The sequence below is a fragment of the Streptomyces lomondensis genome (genome assembly GCF_014651035.1).
GTDB classification, from domain to species: Bacteria; Actinomycetota; Actinomycetes; order Streptomycetales; family Streptomycetaceae; genus Streptomyces; species Streptomyces lomondensis.
On the sequence record NZ_BMWC01000009.1, the window covers coordinates 82,464 to 100,005 of the forward strand.

Annotated in this window: 13 protein-coding genes and 1 pseudogene; 8 read left to right on the plus strand and 6 right to left on the minus strand. The window is 71.4% G+C overall.

Annotated elements, in window-relative coordinates:
• Nucleotides 1-153 precede the first annotated feature (153 nt).
• Nucleotides 154-1,599, plus strand: a complete 1,446-nt coding sequence (locus tag IE255_RS27360; protein WP_190053039.1) for a glyceraldehyde-3-phosphate dehydrogenase — start codon at nucleotides 154-156, stop codon at nucleotides 1,597-1,599.
• Between the two features lie 52 nt (nucleotides 1,600-1,651).
• Here IE255_RS27360 and IE255_RS27365 read toward each other — a convergent pair whose 3' ends face one another.
• Nucleotides 1,652-4,831: an RICIN domain-containing protein gene (locus IE255_RS27365; protein ID WP_190053040.1), complete on the minus strand. Its 3,180-nt coding sequence runs from the start codon at nucleotides 4,829-4,831 to the stop codon at nucleotides 1,652-1,654.
• A gap of 206 nt (nucleotides 4,832-5,037) precedes the next feature.
• Between IE255_RS27365 and IE255_RS27370 the strand changes: the two genes are divergently transcribed.
• The 5 genes and pseudogenes from IE255_RS27370 (at nucleotide 5,038) to IE255_RS27390 (ending at nucleotide 10,913) form a co-directional block, all read left to right on the plus strand.
• Nucleotides 5,038-6,579 carry an ABC transporter substrate-binding protein gene (locus IE255_RS27370; RefSeq protein WP_190053041.1) on the plus strand — a complete coding sequence of 514 codons (1,542 nt, stop codon included), beginning with the start codon at nucleotides 5,038-5,040 and terminating at the stop codon, nucleotides 6,577-6,579.
• A 14-nt stretch (nucleotides 6,580-6,593) separates the two neighbouring features.
• Nucleotides 6,594-7,520: an ABC transporter permease gene (locus IE255_RS27375; RefSeq protein ID WP_190053042.1), complete on the plus strand. Its 927-nt coding sequence runs from the start codon at nucleotides 6,594-6,596 to the stop codon at nucleotides 7,518-7,520.
• A 14-nt stretch (nucleotides 7,521-7,534) separates the two neighbouring features.
• Nucleotides 7,535-8,365, plus strand: a pseudogene (locus IE255_RS39980) (ABC transporter permease); the annotation flags it as partial.
• A 588-nt stretch (nucleotides 8,366-8,953) separates the two neighbouring features.
• Complete coding sequence (locus IE255_RS27385; protein WP_372487573.1) at nucleotides 8,954-9,919, plus strand: ABC transporter ATP-binding protein; 966 nt, start codon at nucleotides 8,954-8,956, stop codon at nucleotides 9,917-9,919.
• Nucleotides 9,912-10,913: an ABC transporter ATP-binding protein gene (locus IE255_RS27390; RefSeq protein WP_190053043.1), complete on the plus strand. Its 1,002-nt coding sequence runs from the start codon at nucleotides 9,912-9,914 to the stop codon at nucleotides 10,911-10,913. Before IE255_RS27385 ends, IE255_RS27390 begins: the two co-directional genes overlap by 8 nt.
• Before the next feature lie 8 nt (nucleotides 10,914-10,921).
• Here IE255_RS27390 and IE255_RS27395 read toward each other — a convergent pair whose 3' ends face one another.
• The 3 genes from IE255_RS27395 to IE255_RS27405 form a co-directional block, all read right to left on the minus strand.
• The gene (locus IE255_RS27395; protein ID WP_229906618.1) at nucleotides 10,922-11,920 is read right to left on the minus strand and encodes an XRE family transcriptional regulator; all 999 of its coding nucleotides are present in this window, start codon (nucleotides 11,918-11,920) and stop codon (nucleotides 10,922-10,924) included.
• 162 nt (nucleotides 11,921-12,082) lie between these two features.
• Nucleotides 12,083-12,256, minus strand: coding sequence for a CsbD family protein (locus IE255_RS27400; protein WP_190053044.1), 174 nt, complete (start codon nucleotides 12,254-12,256; stop codon nucleotides 12,083-12,085).
• A 90-nt stretch (nucleotides 12,257-12,346) separates the two neighbouring features.
• Entirely contained in the window at nucleotides 12,347-12,973 is a 627-nt protein-coding gene (locus IE255_RS27405; protein WP_190053045.1) for a TetR/AcrR family transcriptional regulator, read from the minus strand.
• Nucleotides 12,974-13,028: 55 nt separating this feature from the next.
• Between IE255_RS27405 and IE255_RS27410 the strand changes: the two genes are divergently transcribed.
• Entirely contained in the window at nucleotides 13,029-13,742 is a 714-nt protein-coding gene (locus IE255_RS27410; RefSeq protein ID WP_229906619.1) for a 2-oxoglutarate/malate transporter, read from the plus strand.
• Nucleotides 13,743-13,748: 6 nt separating this feature from the next.
• Here the strand turns inward: IE255_RS27410 and IE255_RS27415 are convergent, their stop codons facing one another.
• The gene (locus tag IE255_RS27415; protein WP_190053046.1) at nucleotides 13,749-15,431 is read right to left on the minus strand and encodes a hypothetical protein; all 1,683 of its coding nucleotides are present in this window, start codon (nucleotides 15,429-15,431) and stop codon (nucleotides 13,749-13,751) included.
• A gap of 301 nt (nucleotides 15,432-15,732) precedes the next feature.
• Here IE255_RS27415 and IE255_RS27420 point away from each other — a divergent pair, with 301 nt between their 5' ends.
• On the plus strand, nucleotides 15,733-16,560 hold the full coding sequence (locus IE255_RS27420; protein ID WP_190053047.1) for an SAM-dependent methyltransferase: 828 nt from the start codon (nucleotides 15,733-15,735) through the stop codon (nucleotides 16,558-16,560).
• Nucleotides 16,561-16,611: 51 nt separating this feature from the next.
• Here IE255_RS27420 and IE255_RS27425 read toward each other — a convergent pair whose 3' ends face one another.
• The gene (locus IE255_RS27425; protein WP_190053048.1) at nucleotides 16,612-17,526 is read right to left on the minus strand and encodes a helix-turn-helix domain-containing protein; all 915 of its coding nucleotides are present in this window, start codon (nucleotides 17,524-17,526) and stop codon (nucleotides 16,612-16,614) included.
• Nucleotides 17,527-17,542: the final 16 nt, after the last annotated feature.

The following is a 17,542-nucleotide window of genomic DNA, read 5'->3' on the forward strand; positions in this document are numbered from 1 at the left end:
GTCCCTTTCGCGCGGATGCTCCGGTTCGATCGTCTCAGGCCATGCCCTCATGGGCGCGCGGAATGCCGGCCGAACGCCCCGGAGGGACCCCGTTCATGCTCAGGAAATCGACGGTTTAACATATGAGCGCCGCCTAGCTCGAAAGATGGATTCGTGACTGTCAACGACGACTCGTTCACCAACTGGAAGAACCGCGAGGAGATCGCGGAGTCGATGATCCCGATCATCGGGAAGCTGCACCGGGAGCGGGACGTGACGGTCCTGCTGCACAGCCGCTCCCTGGTGAACAAGTCGGTGGTCAGCATCCTCAAGACCCACCGGTTCGCCCGGCAGATCGCCGGCGCGGAGCTCTCCGTCACCGAGACGCTGCCGTTCCTGCAGACCCTCGCCGAGCTGGACCTCGGGCCGTCCCAGATCGACATCGGCATGCTCGCCGCGACGTACCGCGAGGACGACCGCGGCCTGTCGGTCGCCGAGTTCACCGCCGAGGCCGTCGCCGGTGCCACCGGCGCCAACAAGATCGAGCGCCGCGAGGGCCGGGACGTCGTCCTGTACGGCTTCGGCCGTATCGGCCGGCTCGTGGCCCGGCTGCTGATCGAGAAGGCCGGTTCGGGCAACGGCCTGCGGCTGCGGGCCATCGTCGTGCGCGGGGGCGGCGAACAGGACATCGTCAAGCGCGCCTCCCTGCTGCGCCGGGACTCCATCCACGGCCAGTTCCAGGGCACGATCACCGTCGACGAGGCGAACAGCACGATCGTCGCCAACGGCAACGCGATCAAGGTGATCTACGCGAACGACCCGTCCGAGGTCGACTACACGGCGTACGGCATCAAGGACGCCATCCTCATCGACAACACCGGCAAGTGGCGCGACCGCGAGGGCCTGTCGCAGCACCTGCGGCCGGGTATCGACAAGGTCGTGCTGACCGCGCCGGGCAAGGGCGACGTCCCGAACATCGTGCACGGCGTCAACCACGACACGATCAAGCCGGACGAGCAGATCCTGTCCTGCGCGTCGTGCACCACGAACGCCATAGTGCCGCCGCTGAAGGCGATGGACGACGAGTTCGGTGTCCAGCGCGGCCACGTGGAGACCGTCCACTCGTTCACCAACGACCAGAACCTGCTGGACAACTACCACAAGTCCGAGCGCCGGGGCCGGTCCGCGCCGCTCAACATGGTCATCACCGAGACCGGCGCGGCCTCCGCCGTCGCCAAGGCGCTGCCCGAGCTCAAGGCGAAGATCACCGGCAGCTCCATCCGGGTCCCGGTGCCGGACGTCTCGATAGCGATCCTCAACCTCCAGCTGGCGCGCGAGACCACCCGCCAGGAGGTCCTCGACTACCTGCGCGAGGTCTCCCTGACCTCGCCGCTGAAGCGCCAGATCGACTTCATCAGCGCTCCCGACGCGGTCTCCAGCGACTTCATCGGCTCGCGCCACGCCTCGATCGTCGACGCCGGCGCCACCAAGGTCGAGGGCGACAACGCGATCCTCTACCTCTGGTACGACAACGAGTTCGGCTACTCGTGCCAGGTCATCCGGGTCGTGCAGCACGTGTCCGGGGTGGAGTACCCGACGTACCCGTCTCCGGCGGTCTGATCCGGGCGTGCCGAGGAAAGCGCGGGGCGTGCGGGCCCCGCGCTTTCGTGTGTCAGCGGCGGGTCAGCTCGATCCGGTACTCCCGGGTCTGTGAGCCGTCTTCGGCTGTCACGGAGACGACGTGGACCGTCCGGCCCCCGGTGGTGTCCTTACGGACCGTCACGTTCGCGTAGGGGTCACGCGGGGTGGCGGTGACCCGGGCCCGGTCCGGGCGGTCGACCGCCGTACGGTAGCTCGTCCGGTCCGGCTCGAAGCCGCTCAGCGGCACGCCGTCCACCTCGATCGAGGCCGCCGCGGCGTCCGAGGAGGCGCCCGGGGCCTTGGCGTACACCTCGATCTCCCCGAGGGTGAGGTAACCGCCCGGCCGGGCCGTCATGACCACGCGCACGCCGGTCGCCGGGCCGCTCGCGCGGACCGGGACATCGGCCACGGGTGTGCCCTCGGTGCCGACGGCGACCTGGTCGCTCGCGTCGGCCCAGGTGCCGTCGGCCCCGCGCACCTGCACCTTGAGCGACTCCGCGAAGCTGACGTTGGTGCCGTCGCGGTGGAAGTGGGTCACGACCCGGGTCAGGTCGCGTGCCTCGGGCAGGGTGAAGGTGACGGTGTCGGACGGGTTCTTCGTGCCGGACCTCCAGTTCGACCAGGCCTTCTCGGACGTGGTGCCGTTGCGCAGGCCCTCGGCGGAGTACCCGCTCTCGGTGTACGTCGCGCCGGCCGTCACGCCCGCGTCGCGCGCGGCGTTCGTCTCCCGGGGCGCGGTGACCTGGACGCGTACGGTCGCCGCCGCCGTCGTTCCGCCGGGGACCCGGGCGGTGCCTCGCAGGGTCACCACGCCGGCCTCGGCGAACGCGCCCTCGGGCGCGGGGTCCCAGGTGACCGGCAGGTCGGCGGTTCCACCGTGCCGTCCGACGGCGGTGACCGTGGCGGGCAGGCCGGGCCGTCCGCCGGTGTAGGTCTTGGCGCGGGCCGGGAGCGTGGCGGCGACGGTGTCCACGGTGACGACCGCCTCGGCGGGGACGGTCCGGCCCAGCGCGTCGGTCGCCCGGCCCTTCACCCGCACGGTTCCGGGCTCGCGCCAGCGTGACTCGGAGGGCGGCGTCCACTCGACGGGGAGCGCGCCCCGGGCGCCGTCGCGGTAGACGGGCGTCACGGTCGCGGGCAGTTCGGGCGCGCGGCCGGGGACGGTGAAGGCCTTGGCGGGCTGCGTCCGGAGCACCGTCTCGTCGGTGACGCCCCACCGCTGGTTGGCGGCGGAGGTCGGCAGGAAGGCCGACACGCGTGCGCCGTCCGCCGTGGACTGCCCGACGACGTCGAGCAGACGGCCGGTGGCGGCGTTGACGAAGGTCCAGGTGCCGTCTCCGGTGGTCGACATGATCCACTGTGCGGCTGTCGTCGCGGGTGTGTCCGCCTCTTCGAGGACGGCCTCGTCGTCGCGTACGGCGAGGCGCCTGCCGTCGGAGGCGTTGACGAGGGCGTAGCGGTCGCGGTTGCCGTCGCCGCGGGTCAGCCGCTTCACCGACCAGAGCTGGGACTTGGCGGCCGGGTCGTTCGTGCGGACGACGACGCCGTCGCCCTCGGCGGCCGGGGCCAGGGACTTGCCGCTCTGGGCGCCCTGGAGGCGGTAGACGTGGCCGGGCCGGACGAGCGCGGCGTCCTCGGCGGTGCCGGACACGCCGTCGACGAGGAGGGTCGTGACCGACTTGGCCGGGACGGTCACAGTGGCGGAGTCGTCCTTCACCTTCACGGGCGTGCCGCGGACGAGTGCGCCCTCGGCGCTGGTCACCACGGGTGTCACGGTGGCGCCGGGGGCGACGCGCCGGAACTTCGAGAGGTCCAGGGTGACGGCGCGCGGGGTCGTGCCGCTGTTGACGTGCACCACGGTCGCGCCACGGCCGGACTTGCGCACGGCGGCGACGCTGGAGGGGTCGTCGGCCTTCACGAAGTGGTCGCCGGGCCGGATGTGGTGGGTGAAGTTGCGCAGGGTGTGGAACTTGGTGTTGGCCTTGACCGGGCAGGTCTCCAGGGTGTCCGCGGCCGTGCAGTTGAACGGGATGTGGATGCTGCCCCAGTTCTTGCCTGCCGCCGCCTGGGGGATGGAGTCCTCGATCGGCTGCCACAACACCCAGGCGGACGGCTCCAGTTCACGGATGTCGTCGACGACCCGGGTGGCGATGCCGAGCCCGGGCTCCATGCCGGTGAAGTCGGTGCCGGTCCCCCAGGTGCCCTCGACCTCGCTCATCCAGAACTTCTTGTCCGCGGCCTTGGCGCTGTCGCGGGCGCTGGTGCGCATGCCGGTGCCGTAGGTGTGCACGTTGAGCTGGTCGACGGCGGCGCGGGCGGAGCTGTCGTAGGCGTTCCAGTTGCGGACGAAGGTGCTGGGGTTGGTCTCGTCCATCGCGGAGACGGTGGCGCGGGTGCCGGCGTTCTGCAGGGCGCGGTGCAGGGCCAGGACGACCTTTTGCTGGAGTTCGGGGCCGGCGTGCGCGCCCTCCTGGCGGCCGCCCGTGGGCTGTCCGTCGGGGCCGATCTGGGTGCCCCAGTAGTTGGTGTTGGGCTCGTTGAGCGGGGCGATGGTGTCGAAGCGGATGCGGTGCTTCTTCTCCAGGTGCTCGGTCACCTTGACCAGGTAGGTGGCGAAGTCGTCGACGCGGTCGGGCCGGATCTGGTCGGTGTTGGCGTCGAACCCTCCGGAGACGTAGCCGCTGACGGTCTGGAACCAGGGCGGGGAGTTGCTGAAGGCCTCCCAGCGGGTCACCTTGCTCTTGACCTGGTCCACCCACCAGCGCTGGTTGGCGTCGGCGGACCAGTCCCAGTGGGCGGGGTCGTCCGGGTTCCACCAGTCGGTGTCCTCCCTGGTGGTGCCCTCCGGGGCCTTCCAGAAGCCCTCCATGGTCGCGCCGGTCTTCATGTAGTCCTTGCGGACGTCCGGGGCGTTGCCTCCGCCGATGTTGTAGCGCGCGATGTTGAGGCGGAGACCGTCCTCGCCGAACAGCATGTCGACGAGCTTCCGGCGGATGGGTTCCGGATAGCCGCCGGTGATGTTGGCGAACCAGACGAGGCTCGTGCCCCACCCTTCGAACTCCTGCTGCCGGTAGGACGGGTCGATCCCGACCGTGACCGCGCTGCCGGGCGGTTCGGCGGCAGCGGCGGGCGGCACGGCCATGAGCCCCGCGCCCAGTGCCAGGGGGACGGTGGCCGCCAGTGCCTGGGCGAAGCGATGTCTGCTGGACATGGATTCCCTTCGGGAGCAAACAGAACCGCGCAGAACCAATCGAGCTTCCCGAATATTTTAGGACGGCAATCAACACGTCAAGAGCTGGGACGAGTTGGGAACAGGCGCACACCTCTTGACGCGTTCCGCCTCGCCACCCCAATAATGACCGTCCATATATCTAAACGACGTTCTCTGTTGTGTACGGGAGCGAACGCGGAGGCACAGTGGCCGGTTCAGGCGCAGCCCGCAGTCATGCGATCGTCACGTCCCTCGTCGTCCTGCTCGCCGTCTCCGGTTGCTCGGTCGCCGGTGCCGATCCCATCGGCGGCGGCCCGGACGCCTTGCGCATCGTCCTCCCCGAGGAACCGCCGACACTCGAACCCTGCGACGCCTCGCTGACCGCGACGGGCCGGGTGACGCGGGCCAACATCACGGAGGCCCTCACCGAGCGCGACGCGTCCACCGGGCGCCTGCAACCCGCCCTCGCCACCAAGTGGACCCGCACATCGGCGACTTCATGGACCTTCACCCTCCGCGAGGGCGTCACCTTCCACGACGGCTCCCCGTTCACGGCGGCCGCAGCGGCGTTCTCGATCGAACGCGCCACGGACTCGGGGATCGACTGCAACGTCGACGGCTACATCTTCGCGGACAGCGAGCTGACCGCCACGCCCGTCGGCGGGACCACGCTCCGGGTCACCACGAAGGAGCCCGACCCGATCCTTCCGCTGCGCCTGTCCTTCGTCGAGATCGTGCCGACGACCACCGACCCCGACTCCCGTGTGCGCGAGCCGGTCGGCACGGGCCCCTACCGGATCGACGAGTGGAACCAGGGCCGTTACCTGCGGCTCAAACGCTTCCCCGGCTACTGGGGCAAGACCCCCGACTTCACCGCTGCCACGTATGTCTGGCGCGCCGAGGGCAGTGTGCGGGCCGCGATGGTGACGAACGACGAGGCGGATGTGGCGATCGGGCTCGCGCCCGAGGACGGGGCCGGCGACCGGGCCGTGGAGTTCGCCACCAACGAGGTCTCCTACCTGCGGATGGACGCCACCGAGCCGCCGCTCGACGACATCCGCGTCCGACGGGCCGTCAACTACGCCATCGACCGGGAGGGCCTGACCACGGCGGTCTTCGCCGGCCGACCCACCGGGCAGCTCGTGTCGAAGGGCGTCACCGGCTACAACCCGGGCGTCCGGCCGTGGCCCTACGACCCGGAACGCGCCAGGCGACTGGTCGCCGAGGCCCGTGCCGACGGGGTCCGCACCGACACCACCCTCACCCTCATCGGCCGCACCGGCATCTACCCGAAGGCCGCCGAGGCGATGGAGGTCGTCCAGGACGGCCTGATCAAGGCCGGGCTGAAGGTCAGGATCAGGATGCTCGACGTCAACGCCTGGCTGGAGTACCTGCTGCGCCCCTTCCCCGCCGGCGACACCGGCCCCACCCTGCTCCAGGCGCAGCACGGCAACCAGGCGGGCGACGCCGCGTTCACGATGGGCCAGATCTACGGCAGCGAGGGCGCCCAGAGCAGCTACGGCACCGCCGAGTTCGACACGCTCATCGAGCAGGCCGAACTCGCCTCGGGCGGGAAGCGGCAGAAGGCGTTCGCGGACGCGTTCGCCCACCAGAACGACAAGGTCGTACGGGACGCCGTGATGGCCAACATGACCGGTCTGCTGGCTCTCTCCCCCAAGGTCCGCTACCGGCCCGACTCCGCCACCAACGACGAGATGCGGCTCGCCGACATGCGCCGCGCGGGCTGAGGGGGGGACATCACATGCTGACCCTGCTGCGCCGCCGCGCGGTCTCCAGTGTCATCCCGCTGCTGTTCGTGGTCCTCGGCGTGTTCTTCCTGGCCCGCCTCACCGGAGACCCCGCCAACCTGTACCTGCCGCTGAGCGCGACGCCCGAGATGCGGGCCGAGTTCGCCGCCCGCAACGGCCTGGACGACCCGCTGATCACCCAGTTCGGCGACTATCTCGCCCAGGTCGCCCACCTCGACTTCGGCGAGTCGCTGCGCACGGCGCAGCCGGCGGGCGAGGCCGTCCTGCGGGCGTTCCCCGCGACCCTGCAACTGGCCGGCTGGACGATGCTGCTGGCCATCGCGGGCGCCGTCGTCATCGGGAGCCTGGCGGCCTACCGCCCCAACTCGGCCACGGACCGGATCGCAAGCTTCCTGTCCTCGACGGCGGCCAGCGTGCCCGACTTCTGGATCGCCATCATGGGCGTGCTGGTCTTCGCGGTCACCCTGGGCTGGCTGCCCACCTCGGGCACGAGCGGCGCGGCGGCGTGGGTCCTGCCCGTGGCGACCCTGCTCATCCGGCCGTTCGGGGTGCTGGTCCAGGTGGTGCGGGGCGCCATGGTCTCCGCGCTGTCCGCCCCGTATGTGAAGGTGGCGCGCGGCAAGGGAGCCTCCGAGGTCCGGGTGGTCTTCGGGCACGCCCTGCGCAACGCGGCCGCGCCGGCGCTCACCGTCGCCGGTGACCTGGCCGTGGGGCTGGTCAACGGGGCGGTCGTCGTCGAGACGATCTTCGGCTGGCCCGGGATCGGCAAGCTCATGATCGACTCGGTGCTCCAGCGCGACTTCGCGGTGCTGCAGGCGGCGGTGCTCGTGACCGCTCTGGCGATCTTCGCCCTCAACATCCTCGTGGACCTCTGCCACGCGCTCCTCGACCCGCGGATACGGCAGCGGGCGGCGGCATGAGCCAAGGACGGGACATGCTCGACACTTCCGAGGCCGGCGGTCCGGCCGTACGGCGGCGGTGGTTCGCCCTGCTGCTCCGGGACCGGTTCGCCTGCGCGGCGGCCCTGGTGCTGGTCGTCGTCGCACTGTGCGCGGTCCTCGGGCCGCTGCTGGCGGGGGAGCTGGCGACCCGTCAGAACCTGCGCGCCCCGGGCCGGCCACCGTTCAGCCTCGACCACGGCTGGGCCTTCGTCCTCGGCAGCGACTCGCTCGGCCGGCCCGTCGCCGCGCGGCTGCTGGCCGCGGCCGGGACGACCCTGGCCGTGGCGGTGCCCGCCGTGCTGTGCTCGCTCGTCATCGGCTCGGTGTGGGGCATGTGGGCGGGATACCACGGTGGTTGGCGCGAGAACGTGTCGCTGCGGGTGGCCGACGTGATCCTCAGCTTCCCCTCCCTGCTGCTGGCCGTGGTCGTGCTGTACGTCTTCTCGCCGAGCGCCGCGAGCCTGGTGCTGGTGCTGGCCGTGGCCCGGATCCCCGTGTACCTGCGCACGGCCCGGGCGGAGGCGGCGGAGCTGCGCAGCCGGCTGTTCATGGACGCGGCCCGTACGTTCGGCACGGGCAGCTGGGCGGCCATCCGGCGGCATGTCGCGCCGAGCGTGCTGCCCACGCTGCTCACCGTCGCCGCGCTCGACTTCTGCTTCGTGATGCTGGCCGAGTCGTCGCTGAGCTTCCTCGGCATCGGCATCCAACCGCCGGACGTCAGCTGGGGGTTGATGGTGGCGCAGGGGCGGCAGGAGTTGCAGAGTGCGTGGTGGATCGCGCTGTTCCCGGGTCTCGCGATCGTCGTCACGACCGTGTCGGCGACCGTTCTCGCCTCGTGGGCCCGGCTGACGACCGACCCGGGACAGCGCTGGCGGGAGGCACTCGGGCGGCGTCCGCGGGGGGCGCGTGGCGACCGGGGGCGGTCGGGGGCGGGCCGTGCGGTCGAAGACGGGGAGCGTGCCGCGGCCGGCAGCGCGGCCGAAGACGACCGGCGCGGCGCCGCCGACAGCCCGGGCGGAGGGGGCGAGCAGGCGGCGACCGGCAGCGCGGCCGGAGACAGCGAGCAGGCGGCGGCCGACAGCACAACCGAAGACCACAAGCACGCCGCGGCCGACAGCACAACCGAAGACCACAAGCACGCCGCAGCCGACAGCACAGCCGAAGACCACAAGCACGCCGCAGCCGACAGCACAACCGAAGACCACAAGCACGCCGCAGCCGACAGCACAACCGAAGACCACAAGCACGCCGCAGCCGACAGCACAGCCGAAGACCACAAGCACGCCGCAGCCGACAGCACAGCCGAAGACCACAAGCACGCCGCAGCCGGAGACGGCGGGCGTGCGGTGCCGGGGAGCCTTGGTGGTCTCGCCGCGGCTACGACGGGCAAGGCCGCCGGCGGTGGCGATGTCCTGGTCGTGGACGGCCTGTCCGTGGACGTCCACACCCCGGCCGGCCCCGTCCACGTCGTCCGCCGGGTGAGCTTCGCCGTACGCTCGGGCGAGACGCTGGCGCTGCTGGGCGAGTCCGGCTGCGGCAAGAGCATGACCGCGCACGCCGTCGCCGGTCTGCTCGACCCGGTCGCGGAGGTGGTGGGCGGGCAGGTGCTCCTGGACGGCGTGGACCTGCTCGGGCTCGGAGCACGGGCCAGACGCCGGCTGGCGGGCCCGGGTCTCGCCATGGTCTTCCAGGACGCGCTCAGTGCGCTGAACCCCGTCCTCACGGTCGGCACCCAGCTCGCCGAGCCGTTCCGCATCCACGAGGGCCTGTCCCGGCGCGCGGCGAGGGCCAGGGCGGTGGAGCTGATGGAGCGCGTGGGCATCCCGGAGGCCCGCTCCCGGGCGGACGCCCACCCGCACCAGTTCTCCGGCGGGATGCGGCAGCGCCTGCTGATCGCGACGGCGGTCGCCCTGCGGCCGAAGGTCCTGATCGCCGACGAGCCCACGACGGCACTGGACGTCACCGTGCAGGCGCAGATCATGGACCTCCTCGGCGAGTTGCGCGGCGAACAGCGGATGGCGCTCGTCCTCATCACGCACGACCTCGGACTCGCCGCCGAGCACGCGGACCGGGTCGCCGTCATGTACGCCGGGACGGTGGTGGAGACCGGGCCGGTCGCCGAGGTGCTCGGCAGGCCCCATCACCCGTACACCCGTGGCCTGCTGGCGTCGGTACCGGCCGAGCAGCAGCGGGGCGCTCGCCTGAGTTCCATCCCCGGGAGCCCGCCGGAGCCGGGTGCGGTGCCGGCCGGCTGTGCCTTCCGTACGCGCTGCCCCATGGCCCGGGAGCGTTGCGCCACGCACCGGCCGGCGCTGACCGGCACCGCGGCCGGACGGGCCGCCGCCTGCCACTTCGGGAAGGAACTGGCCGATGCCTGAGCACGCGGCACTGCTGGAGGCCACCGGCCTGGCCAAGAGCTTCACGGTCCGGCGGACGCTGCGGGGCGGCACCCGGCTGCGGGCCCTGGACGGTGTGGACCTGACCCTGGGGCGCGGGGAGACGCTCGGGCTCGTCGGCGAGTCCGGCTGCGGGAAGTCGACGCTGGCCAGGGTCCTCCTGCGGCTGGAACGGCCCGACGCGGGCCGTGTGCGGTACGACGGCGTCGACCCGTTCGCGTTGTCGGGTGCGGAACTGCTCGCCTGGCGCCGGAGGGTGCAGATGGTGTTCCAGGACCCGTTCGGTTCGCTCGACCCGCGCCTCACCGCCGCGGATCTGATCGGCGAGCCCTGGCTGACCCACCGCGTGCTCGTGCCCGCGCCAAAGCGGGCGGCGCGGGTGGCCGAACTGCTGGAGATGGTCGGCCTGCGCGCCTCGGACGCGCGCCGCCTGCCGCACGAGTTCTCCGGTGGGCAGCGGCAGCGGATCGGGATCGCCCGGGCCCTGGCGCTGGAGCCCGAGGTGATCGTCTGCGACGAGCCCGTCTCCGCGCTGGACCTGTCGGTGCAGGCACAGGTGCTCAACCTCCTGTGCGACCTGCGGGACGAGCTGGGGCTGTCGTACGTGTTCATCTCGCACGACCTGTCCGTGGTGCGGCACCTCGCCGACCGGGTCGCCGTGATGTACCTGGGCCGGATCGTGGAGACGGGCCCGACGGAGGAGGTCTACGAGCGGCCGCGCCACCCGTACACGGAGGCGCTCCTGTCGGCGGCCCCCTCCCCCGTCGCCGGCGGCGGGCGCCGGAGGCAGCGCATCGTGCTCACCGGCGAGATCCCGTCACCGGCCGACCCGCCGTCCGGATGCCGGTTCCGGACCCGGTGCCCGCAGGCGCGGGACGTGTGCGCCGAGGTCGTCCCCGCGCCGGTGCCGCGTGCGCCGCTCCACGGCGCGGCATGCCACTTTCCCCTGGAGGAGACCCACGTGGTCACGGCCTGACGCGGGTGTCAGTCGGCGGCCTCCACCAGGAACTCCTGATCCCGTGCACCCGTGCACCGCTGCTGGGCGATCTCGGCGCCCGCCGCCCGGTCGTCGGTGCCGTTGACGCCGAGGCACATCCCGTTCTGCACCACGTGGATCCGATAGCCGTCGGCCTCCGTGTCGCCGGCCGGGTCGAAGTAGAAGTGCTGGCTGGTGCGGTCCGCCGAGCAACTCTCCCAGGGCCAGGGTTCGAGCAGCCCCTCGACCACGTGGCCGCTGCCCAGTGCGGTGAGACACGCGTCGCCGTGCACGGGGTGGCGCCACTGGATGTAGTACGAGCCTGTGGTGCCGACAGCCACCAGGGAGAGGTCAGGCGGTGTGGCGTCGGCGCAGGGGCGTTGGACGGCGACCTGGCTCCGGTAGCGGCCCTTGCGGTCGTGGCCTTCGGTGACGCACAGCTCGGGTGCCAGGGCCGGCCGGATCCGGGACCGTCCCGCTGCCGGGCCGTCGACGTCGGTGGTGGAGTGGGGGGAGGCGGAGGGTGCGGGGCGCGGTGCCACGCCGGCGGCGTTCGTCGTCCCGTCCCGGTCGCCCGTGTCGTCGGGCAGCAGCGCCCAGGCTCCTACGGCGGCGAGCAGCAGGGCGGCGCCGGCCGAGGCGGCGAGGGTCCGCCGGTTCGTGATCCGGGCCGCGACCGACGGCCGGACGGCGGGTGCCGGCGCCGGTTCCTCGTCCCCGGGCGGCGGCTCGGCGGCGGTCAGCCGGTTTCTGGCGTCCAGCCAGTCGGCGGTCTCCTCGCCCCTGCCGCAGGCCCGGACGAACGCGGCGACCACTTCCGCACGGGGCAGCGTGTCCCGCCGCAGCACATCGGCCACGGTGCTGCGCGCCAGCACGTCCCCGCGTTGTTCCGCGTTGGCCTCCAACTGCCGGTAGGTCAGTCCGGCCTCTTGCTTGAGCGCTCGCATGCAGGCCACGAACTCGGCGGCGCTGCGCGCCTCGTGCGGGAACGGACGCCGTCTCTCCATGTCCGGCCATACTCGTCCTGCCACCGGCCCTGGACAATCCGGGATTCTGCCAATCCCTGTCCGTCACCTTCGTTCCGGACAACCGCCGCGACGCGGCCCGACATGGTCCTGTCCGGGCTGTGACCAGCCCGGACAGGTTTCATGATCTCAGTGCTTGAAAACTCAGTGCTTGAAGACGTCCTTCGTCTTCTCCTTGGCCTGCCGAGCGTCGCCCTTCGACTGCTTCGTACGGCCCTTGGCCTCCAGCCGCTCGTTGCCCACCGCGCGGCCGACGGCCTCCTTGGCCTTTCCCTTGGCCTGTTCCTTCTTCGCCTTGGCCTTCTGCTCTCCAGCCACGGTTCGCTCACTCCCAGCCGTGTCCGACTTCGGGGTCACGGTCCGAGTGACCTTGGACACGGCAACCCAAACATGCCGGGGCGCTGACGGTCAGTCCAGCAGTTCACGTACCAGCGCCCCGCACCACCACCGCTCGACCCGGTCGGGCGCCCAGCCGCGTTCTCCGGTCAGCACGGTGTAGACGTCGATGTTGCACAGCGCGGCGTAGACGTCGACCGCGGACGGCACGTCGAGGCCGGGGCGCAGGACACCGGCCGGCCAGGAGGAGAAGACCTGCACCCTCGTCTGATCTCCGCGGACACGGCTGTCGTGGTAGAGCGTGGCCAGCTCCGGCTCGGAGCGGCCCGCTTCCCGGACGAGCCTGATGATCTCGCCGGCGCGCTCGTACAGGCGCCGGTCGTAGCGGGCCATCGCGGCGAGCTGCCGGGCGGGGTCCGTCGTGGCGGCCTCCAGCTCGGCGACCAACTGCGGCACGTCGGCCGAGAGATCGGCCGCGTCGGCCAGCGCCCGGGTCAGTCCGGACTTGTTGCCGTACGCGGCGTAGACGGTCGGTACGGACACCCCCGCCTCGCGGGCCACATCCCGCACCGTCGTCGCCGCCCACCCGTGGGAGACGAACAGCCGCAGCGCGGCGCGGGCGACGTCGGCGCGGGTCTGCTGCGCCTGCGCCGTCCGGCGCAGCGAGTCGTACCGCCGCCGCCCCGGTCCCTCGGTCATGCCCGGCCCCTTTCTCTCGTTCTCTCATTCGCTTTACGCAGTCTATAATCAATATATGTTACGTACCCAGTCGGGGACCGCCCCGGCCTCCGCGAACTTCGCCCGGGTCAGCGGCCTCGCCGCCCTGGGCTTCGCCTTCCTGATCGTCGCCGGAAACGTGGTCCTGGTCCCGGCCGGCCTGCCGCGCACCGGCGCCGGTATCGGGGAAGTGGACGAGTTCTTCCGAACGCACGGGGACCTGGTCGGCATCGGGTCCGCGGTCACCCCAGTGGCCTGGGTACTGGCCACGTTGTTCGGCGCGGGGGCGGTGCGTGTGCTGTGGCGGTCTGAGCGGGACCGGGGCGAGGCCTGGGCCCTGCTGGGCTTCGCCGGGCTCCTCCTCCAGAACGCCGTCTTCGCCGGGGTCGTCGCGATCCGGCTGGCGCTCGCGTCGACAGCCGCGGACGGCGTCGGCGCGGCCACGAGCCTGTGGGCCCTGCACGACGCCCTGTTCACCCTCAACGGCACCTTCCTGGCGGTCGCGCTGGCCGGCCTGTCCCTGGCCGGCCTGCGTGCGGGGCTGATCCGGCCGTGGCACGGCCGTTGGGGTCTGGTGTCGGCCGCGCTGCTGTCCGGTTCGGCGGTCCTCACCCCGCTGGTCATCGACCACGCCGGCCCGCTCGGTCTCCTCGGCCTCGTCGGCTGGCTGATGTGGGTGGTGTGGCTCGTCGTGTACGGCGTCGTCCTGATGCGCCCGCTGCCGGTCCGGCCGTCGCCGGCCGGGGGTTGAGCGAGGTCAGTGGCAGCACCCCTCGGCCTGCTGGGGCCCGGGGGCGGTGTCCAGGCGGCAGAAGCAGGACGCCTGGATCGGTACGTCGGCCAGCGCGCTCGCCAGCTTGAGCTGCTGGGCCACGAGGGCCGCCTCGCCGGTCCTGCCCGTCCGCAGCAGGCACTCGTGGAAGCCGTGCAGGGACCAGACGTTGCCGGGGTGCTGGAGGGGGCGGGGCAGCGTGTCGTCGAGGCCGAGGTCGGCGCGGTAGACCGCCTCGGCCTCCGCCACCCGGCCCTGTTCCAGCAGCAGTGCGCCGTAGGCGTGGCGGGTGGGCTGCATCCAGCCCCAGGGCTCGTCGTAGGGGAGGTTGTCGTCCAGCTCGATGGACCGCTCCAGGGCGGCGAAGGCGAGGTCGTGGTTGCCCCTGCGGTATTCGAGCTCTCCGTCCAGCATGGCCGCCGCGATGGCGAGGATGTCCCGGCAGGTGTTGTTGAACAGCATCCGCGTCTCGGGCACCCGGCTCACCGCCGCCCGGAAGAGCTCGCGCTCGGCCTCGGCCCGGGCGACCTCGCCGGTGGCCGAGAGGGCGACACCGCGGGCGTAGTGCCGCATGGCGGTGGTCACGGAGTACAGCTCCGGGTCGGCGGGGGCCGGCAAGGCGAGGATCTCGGTCCAGCGGCCGAAGCGGATCAGTACGTGGACGCGCATGGCCAGGAAGCCTTCGAGCCAGTCGGCCATGGGCGGGCTCTGCACCCGGAGCAGTTCCTCCGGGATGGCGGCTTCCAGCCGGGCGGCGGTGTCCAGGGCGACCTGCCCCTGCCCGAGGAACATCGCTCCGTAGATCTTGAAGTGGTAGTTGTGCGCCCGGTAGAGGGTGTAGAAGTTCATGGCGCCGGCCCGCTGGTGGAACTTCTCGTCGGCGGCGATCGCGTCGCTGTTGGCCGCCACGACCCGGCGGTAGTCGCCGCACAGGACGTCGAGGTGCGAGGGCATGTGGTGCAGGTGCCCGGCGTCGGGCACGATCCCGCGCAGCCGGTCGGCGACGGTGAGCGCCTGTTCCGGCGTCGGGGACATCTCCATCAGGTGGATGTACAGGTGCAGGACGCCGGGGTGTCCCGCCCCGGCGTCGGTGCCGAGCGCGCTTTCCAGTACGGCCCTGGCCTCCAGGGTGCGGGCGCCCTCGGCCGGCTGTCCGGTCCTCAGGTCCCACAGCTGCCAGGGGGTGAGGTTCATCAGGGCGTCGGCGTGGAGGGTGGCGATGTCCGGGTCGCCGGGCGCCAGTTCGTACACCGCGCGCATCGCGTCCGCGTAGGGCTCGTTCCACACCGAGCAGTCCTCGACGGCCTCCGCCTGTGGGTAGCGGGCACGCAGCGCGCCGATGAGGGCGTGTTCGACCGGGGTGGCGCGGGCGGCTCTGTCGTGGGCCCGTTCGACGGCGTGGTGCGTGCGCTCGACGGTGCGTACGAGTTCGTCGTCGTCGAAGAATTCCCAGGGCTTGTTGTAGTTCGGGCCGAGCGCGTAGGCGATACCCCAATAAGCCATCGCGCACTCGGGGTCGGCCGCGGCCGCCTTTTCAAAACAGGCGACGGCTTCCTCGTGGTGGAAGGCGTACGTCCACACCAGGCCGCGGTCGAACCAGAGTTGGGCTTCGGCTGAGGACGTGCTGACGGGACGGCTGTGGGTCCCGAGGTCGTAATAGTCGCCCATGATTTCTCCTGGGAATGCGGCCGGAGCCAGTGAGAATAGCGGTTTCCTGCAGACCGTCCTCGACTCCCGATGAGTTCTCGGACTCCCGATGAGTTCTCGTATTTCCACATTAATGCGCCGGACGGCAGCCGCGGAGCAGTGGCGAAGAGTGACACAGCAGGCACGCTGCGCCACCGAGAGGATCATCTTGTCGTTCGATCGAGGGCAGTTCGCCGGTGGGCTGGCACGGCCCAACTCCCGCTCCCTAGGATGTACTTCCTGTCCAGCCAGACCGTTGGCGCGGCACCTTGCAGGGGGAACGATGCATTCCGACAAGCAGTTGTCCACCGAGATCGACGCGAACGTGCCGACGGCAGCGCGCATGTACGACTACTACCTGGGCGGCAAGGACAACTACGCGGCCGACCGCGCCGCGTGCGAGGAGCTCGACAAGGTCGTGCCGAGCACGCGCCGCCTGGCCCTGAACAACCGGCGCTTCCTCCAGCGGGTCGTGCGGACCCTGTCCGAGGAGTACGGCATCCGGCAGTACCTCGACCACGGCTCCGGCCTGCCGACGCAGGACAACGTGCACCAGGTCGCCCAGCGCATCGACCCCACGACCCACGTGGTGTACGTCGACAACGACCCCATGGTGCTGGTCCACGGCCGTGCGCTGCTGGAGCAGGACGAGCGCACCGCCGTCATCCACGCGGACATGCGCGAGACCGACCTGATCCTCGACCACCCCGACACCAAGCGGCTGATCGACTTCTCCCAGCCGGTGTGCGTGCTGTTCAACTCGGTGTTCCACTGCATCCCGGACAGCGACACCGACGGGCCGCTCGCGGTGGCCCGCCGCATCCGGGAACGGCTCGCGCCGGGCAGCTTCATGGTGATGTGCCAGCTGGTCAGCGAGGACCCCGAGGTCCGCGACTTCGTCACGAACTTCATGGACCAGGCGACCCAGGGGCACTGGGGCCGGGTGCGCGAGGAGAAGGACGTGGCCGCCTACTTCGAGGGCCTGGAGATCCTCGAACCGGGCCTGGTGGAGGTGTCCACCTGGCGTCCGGACACGGAGGTGGCGCCCCGCCAGCTCACCCACGAGTGGATCGAGTTCGGCGGTGTGGGGCGGGTTCCCCTGGAGAAGTGAGCGAGCTGCCTCGCGCGGGACGGCCGGCGTCCCGCGCGAGGCAGCCGCGCGTCACGGGTAGCGCTGCTCCATCGTCCGGCGCAGCAGTTCGAGGGAGTCACGCGGCTTGAGCGCCTCGTCGGCGAGGCGGTCCAGCGCGATCCGGTACTCCTCCGTCTCGTCGCGGTCCTCCAGGAAGTTGGCGCTTCTGATGTGCTCCAGGTAGACCACGTCGGGAAGGTCGAGGCCGCCGAAGCGCAGATACGTCACCGGGATGGCGGGCGCGGAGGCGTTCGTGACGCTCAGCGGCACGATCTGCACCGTCACGTTGCTGCGCTGGGCCATCTCGACGAGGTGCGCGAGCTGTTCGCGCATCACGTCGGTGCTGCCCAGGACGCGCAGCAGGACGGACTCGTCGATGATCGCCCAGAGCTGCGGAGCGTCGGACCGGAACAGCAACTGCGTCCGGTTCCTGCGCAGTTCGACGCGCCGCTCGACCTCGCCGGCGGGCGCGTTCGGCAGGCCCCGCTCCACCACGGCCCTGGTGTAGGCGGGGGTCTGGAGCAGGCCGGGCACGTACTGGATCTCGAAGGTACGGATGGTGGCGGCGGCCTCCTGGAGTCCGACCAGCCGGTCGAACCACTCGGGCATCAGCCGCTTGTCGTACCGCTGCCACCAGCCCGGCTCACCGGCGCGCTGGAGCAGCTTGATCAGCACCGAGGCCTCGTACGCGTCGGTGCCGTACAGCTCCAGCAGCGCCCGGACGTCACTCTCCGTCGGCGGGCGGCGGCCCTTGCCGGACTCGATGCGGGACAGTTTCGCGGCACTGAACCCGACAGCGCGCGCCGCCTGGTCCTGGGCGAGCCCGGCGTCCTCACGGAAGCCGGCGAGCTGCACACCGACCAGCATCTTCAGCAGAGTCGGCGCCGGCTCGGGCCTGTCCAGATAGGGTTCCAGACGGGAGAGGCGATGCGACGCGGCGGACATCCTGACTCCCAGCAGA

Coding starts and splice junctions, on each gene's coding strand:
- IE255_RS27405 (WP_190053045.1), bottom strand. CDS start 12,973: ATGACCGAGGGACCGGGGCGGCGGCGGTACGACTCGCTGCGCCGGACG.
- IE255_RS27415 (WP_190053046.1), bottom strand. CDS start 15,431: ATGGGCGACTATTACGACCTCGGGACCCACAGCCGTCCCGTCAGCACG.
- IE255_RS27425 (WP_190053048.1), bottom strand. CDS start 17,526: ATGTCCGCCGCGTCGCATCGCCTCTCCCGTCTGGAACCCTATCTGGAC.
- IE255_RS27420 (WP_190053047.1), top strand. CDS start 15,733: ATGCATTCCGACAAGCAGTTGTCCACCGAGATCGACGCGAACGTGCCG.
- IE255_RS27375 (WP_190053042.1), top strand. CDS start 6,594: ATGCTGACCCTGCTGCGCCGCCGCGCGGTCTCCAGTGTCATCCCGCTG.
- IE255_RS27390 (WP_190053043.1), top strand. CDS start 9,912: ATGCCTGAGCACGCGGCACTGCTGGAGGCCACCGGCCTGGCCAAGAGC.
- IE255_RS27365 (WP_190053040.1), bottom strand. CDS start 4,831: ATGTCCAGCAGACATCGCTTCGCCCAGGCACTGGCGGCCACCGTCCCC.
- IE255_RS27410 (WP_229906619.1), top strand. CDS start 13,029: ATGTTACGTACCCAGTCGGGGACCGCCCCGGCCTCCGCGAACTTCGCC.
- IE255_RS27395 (WP_229906618.1), bottom strand. CDS start 11,920: ATGGAGAGACGGCGTCCGTTCCCGCACGAGGCGCGCAGCGCCGCCGAG.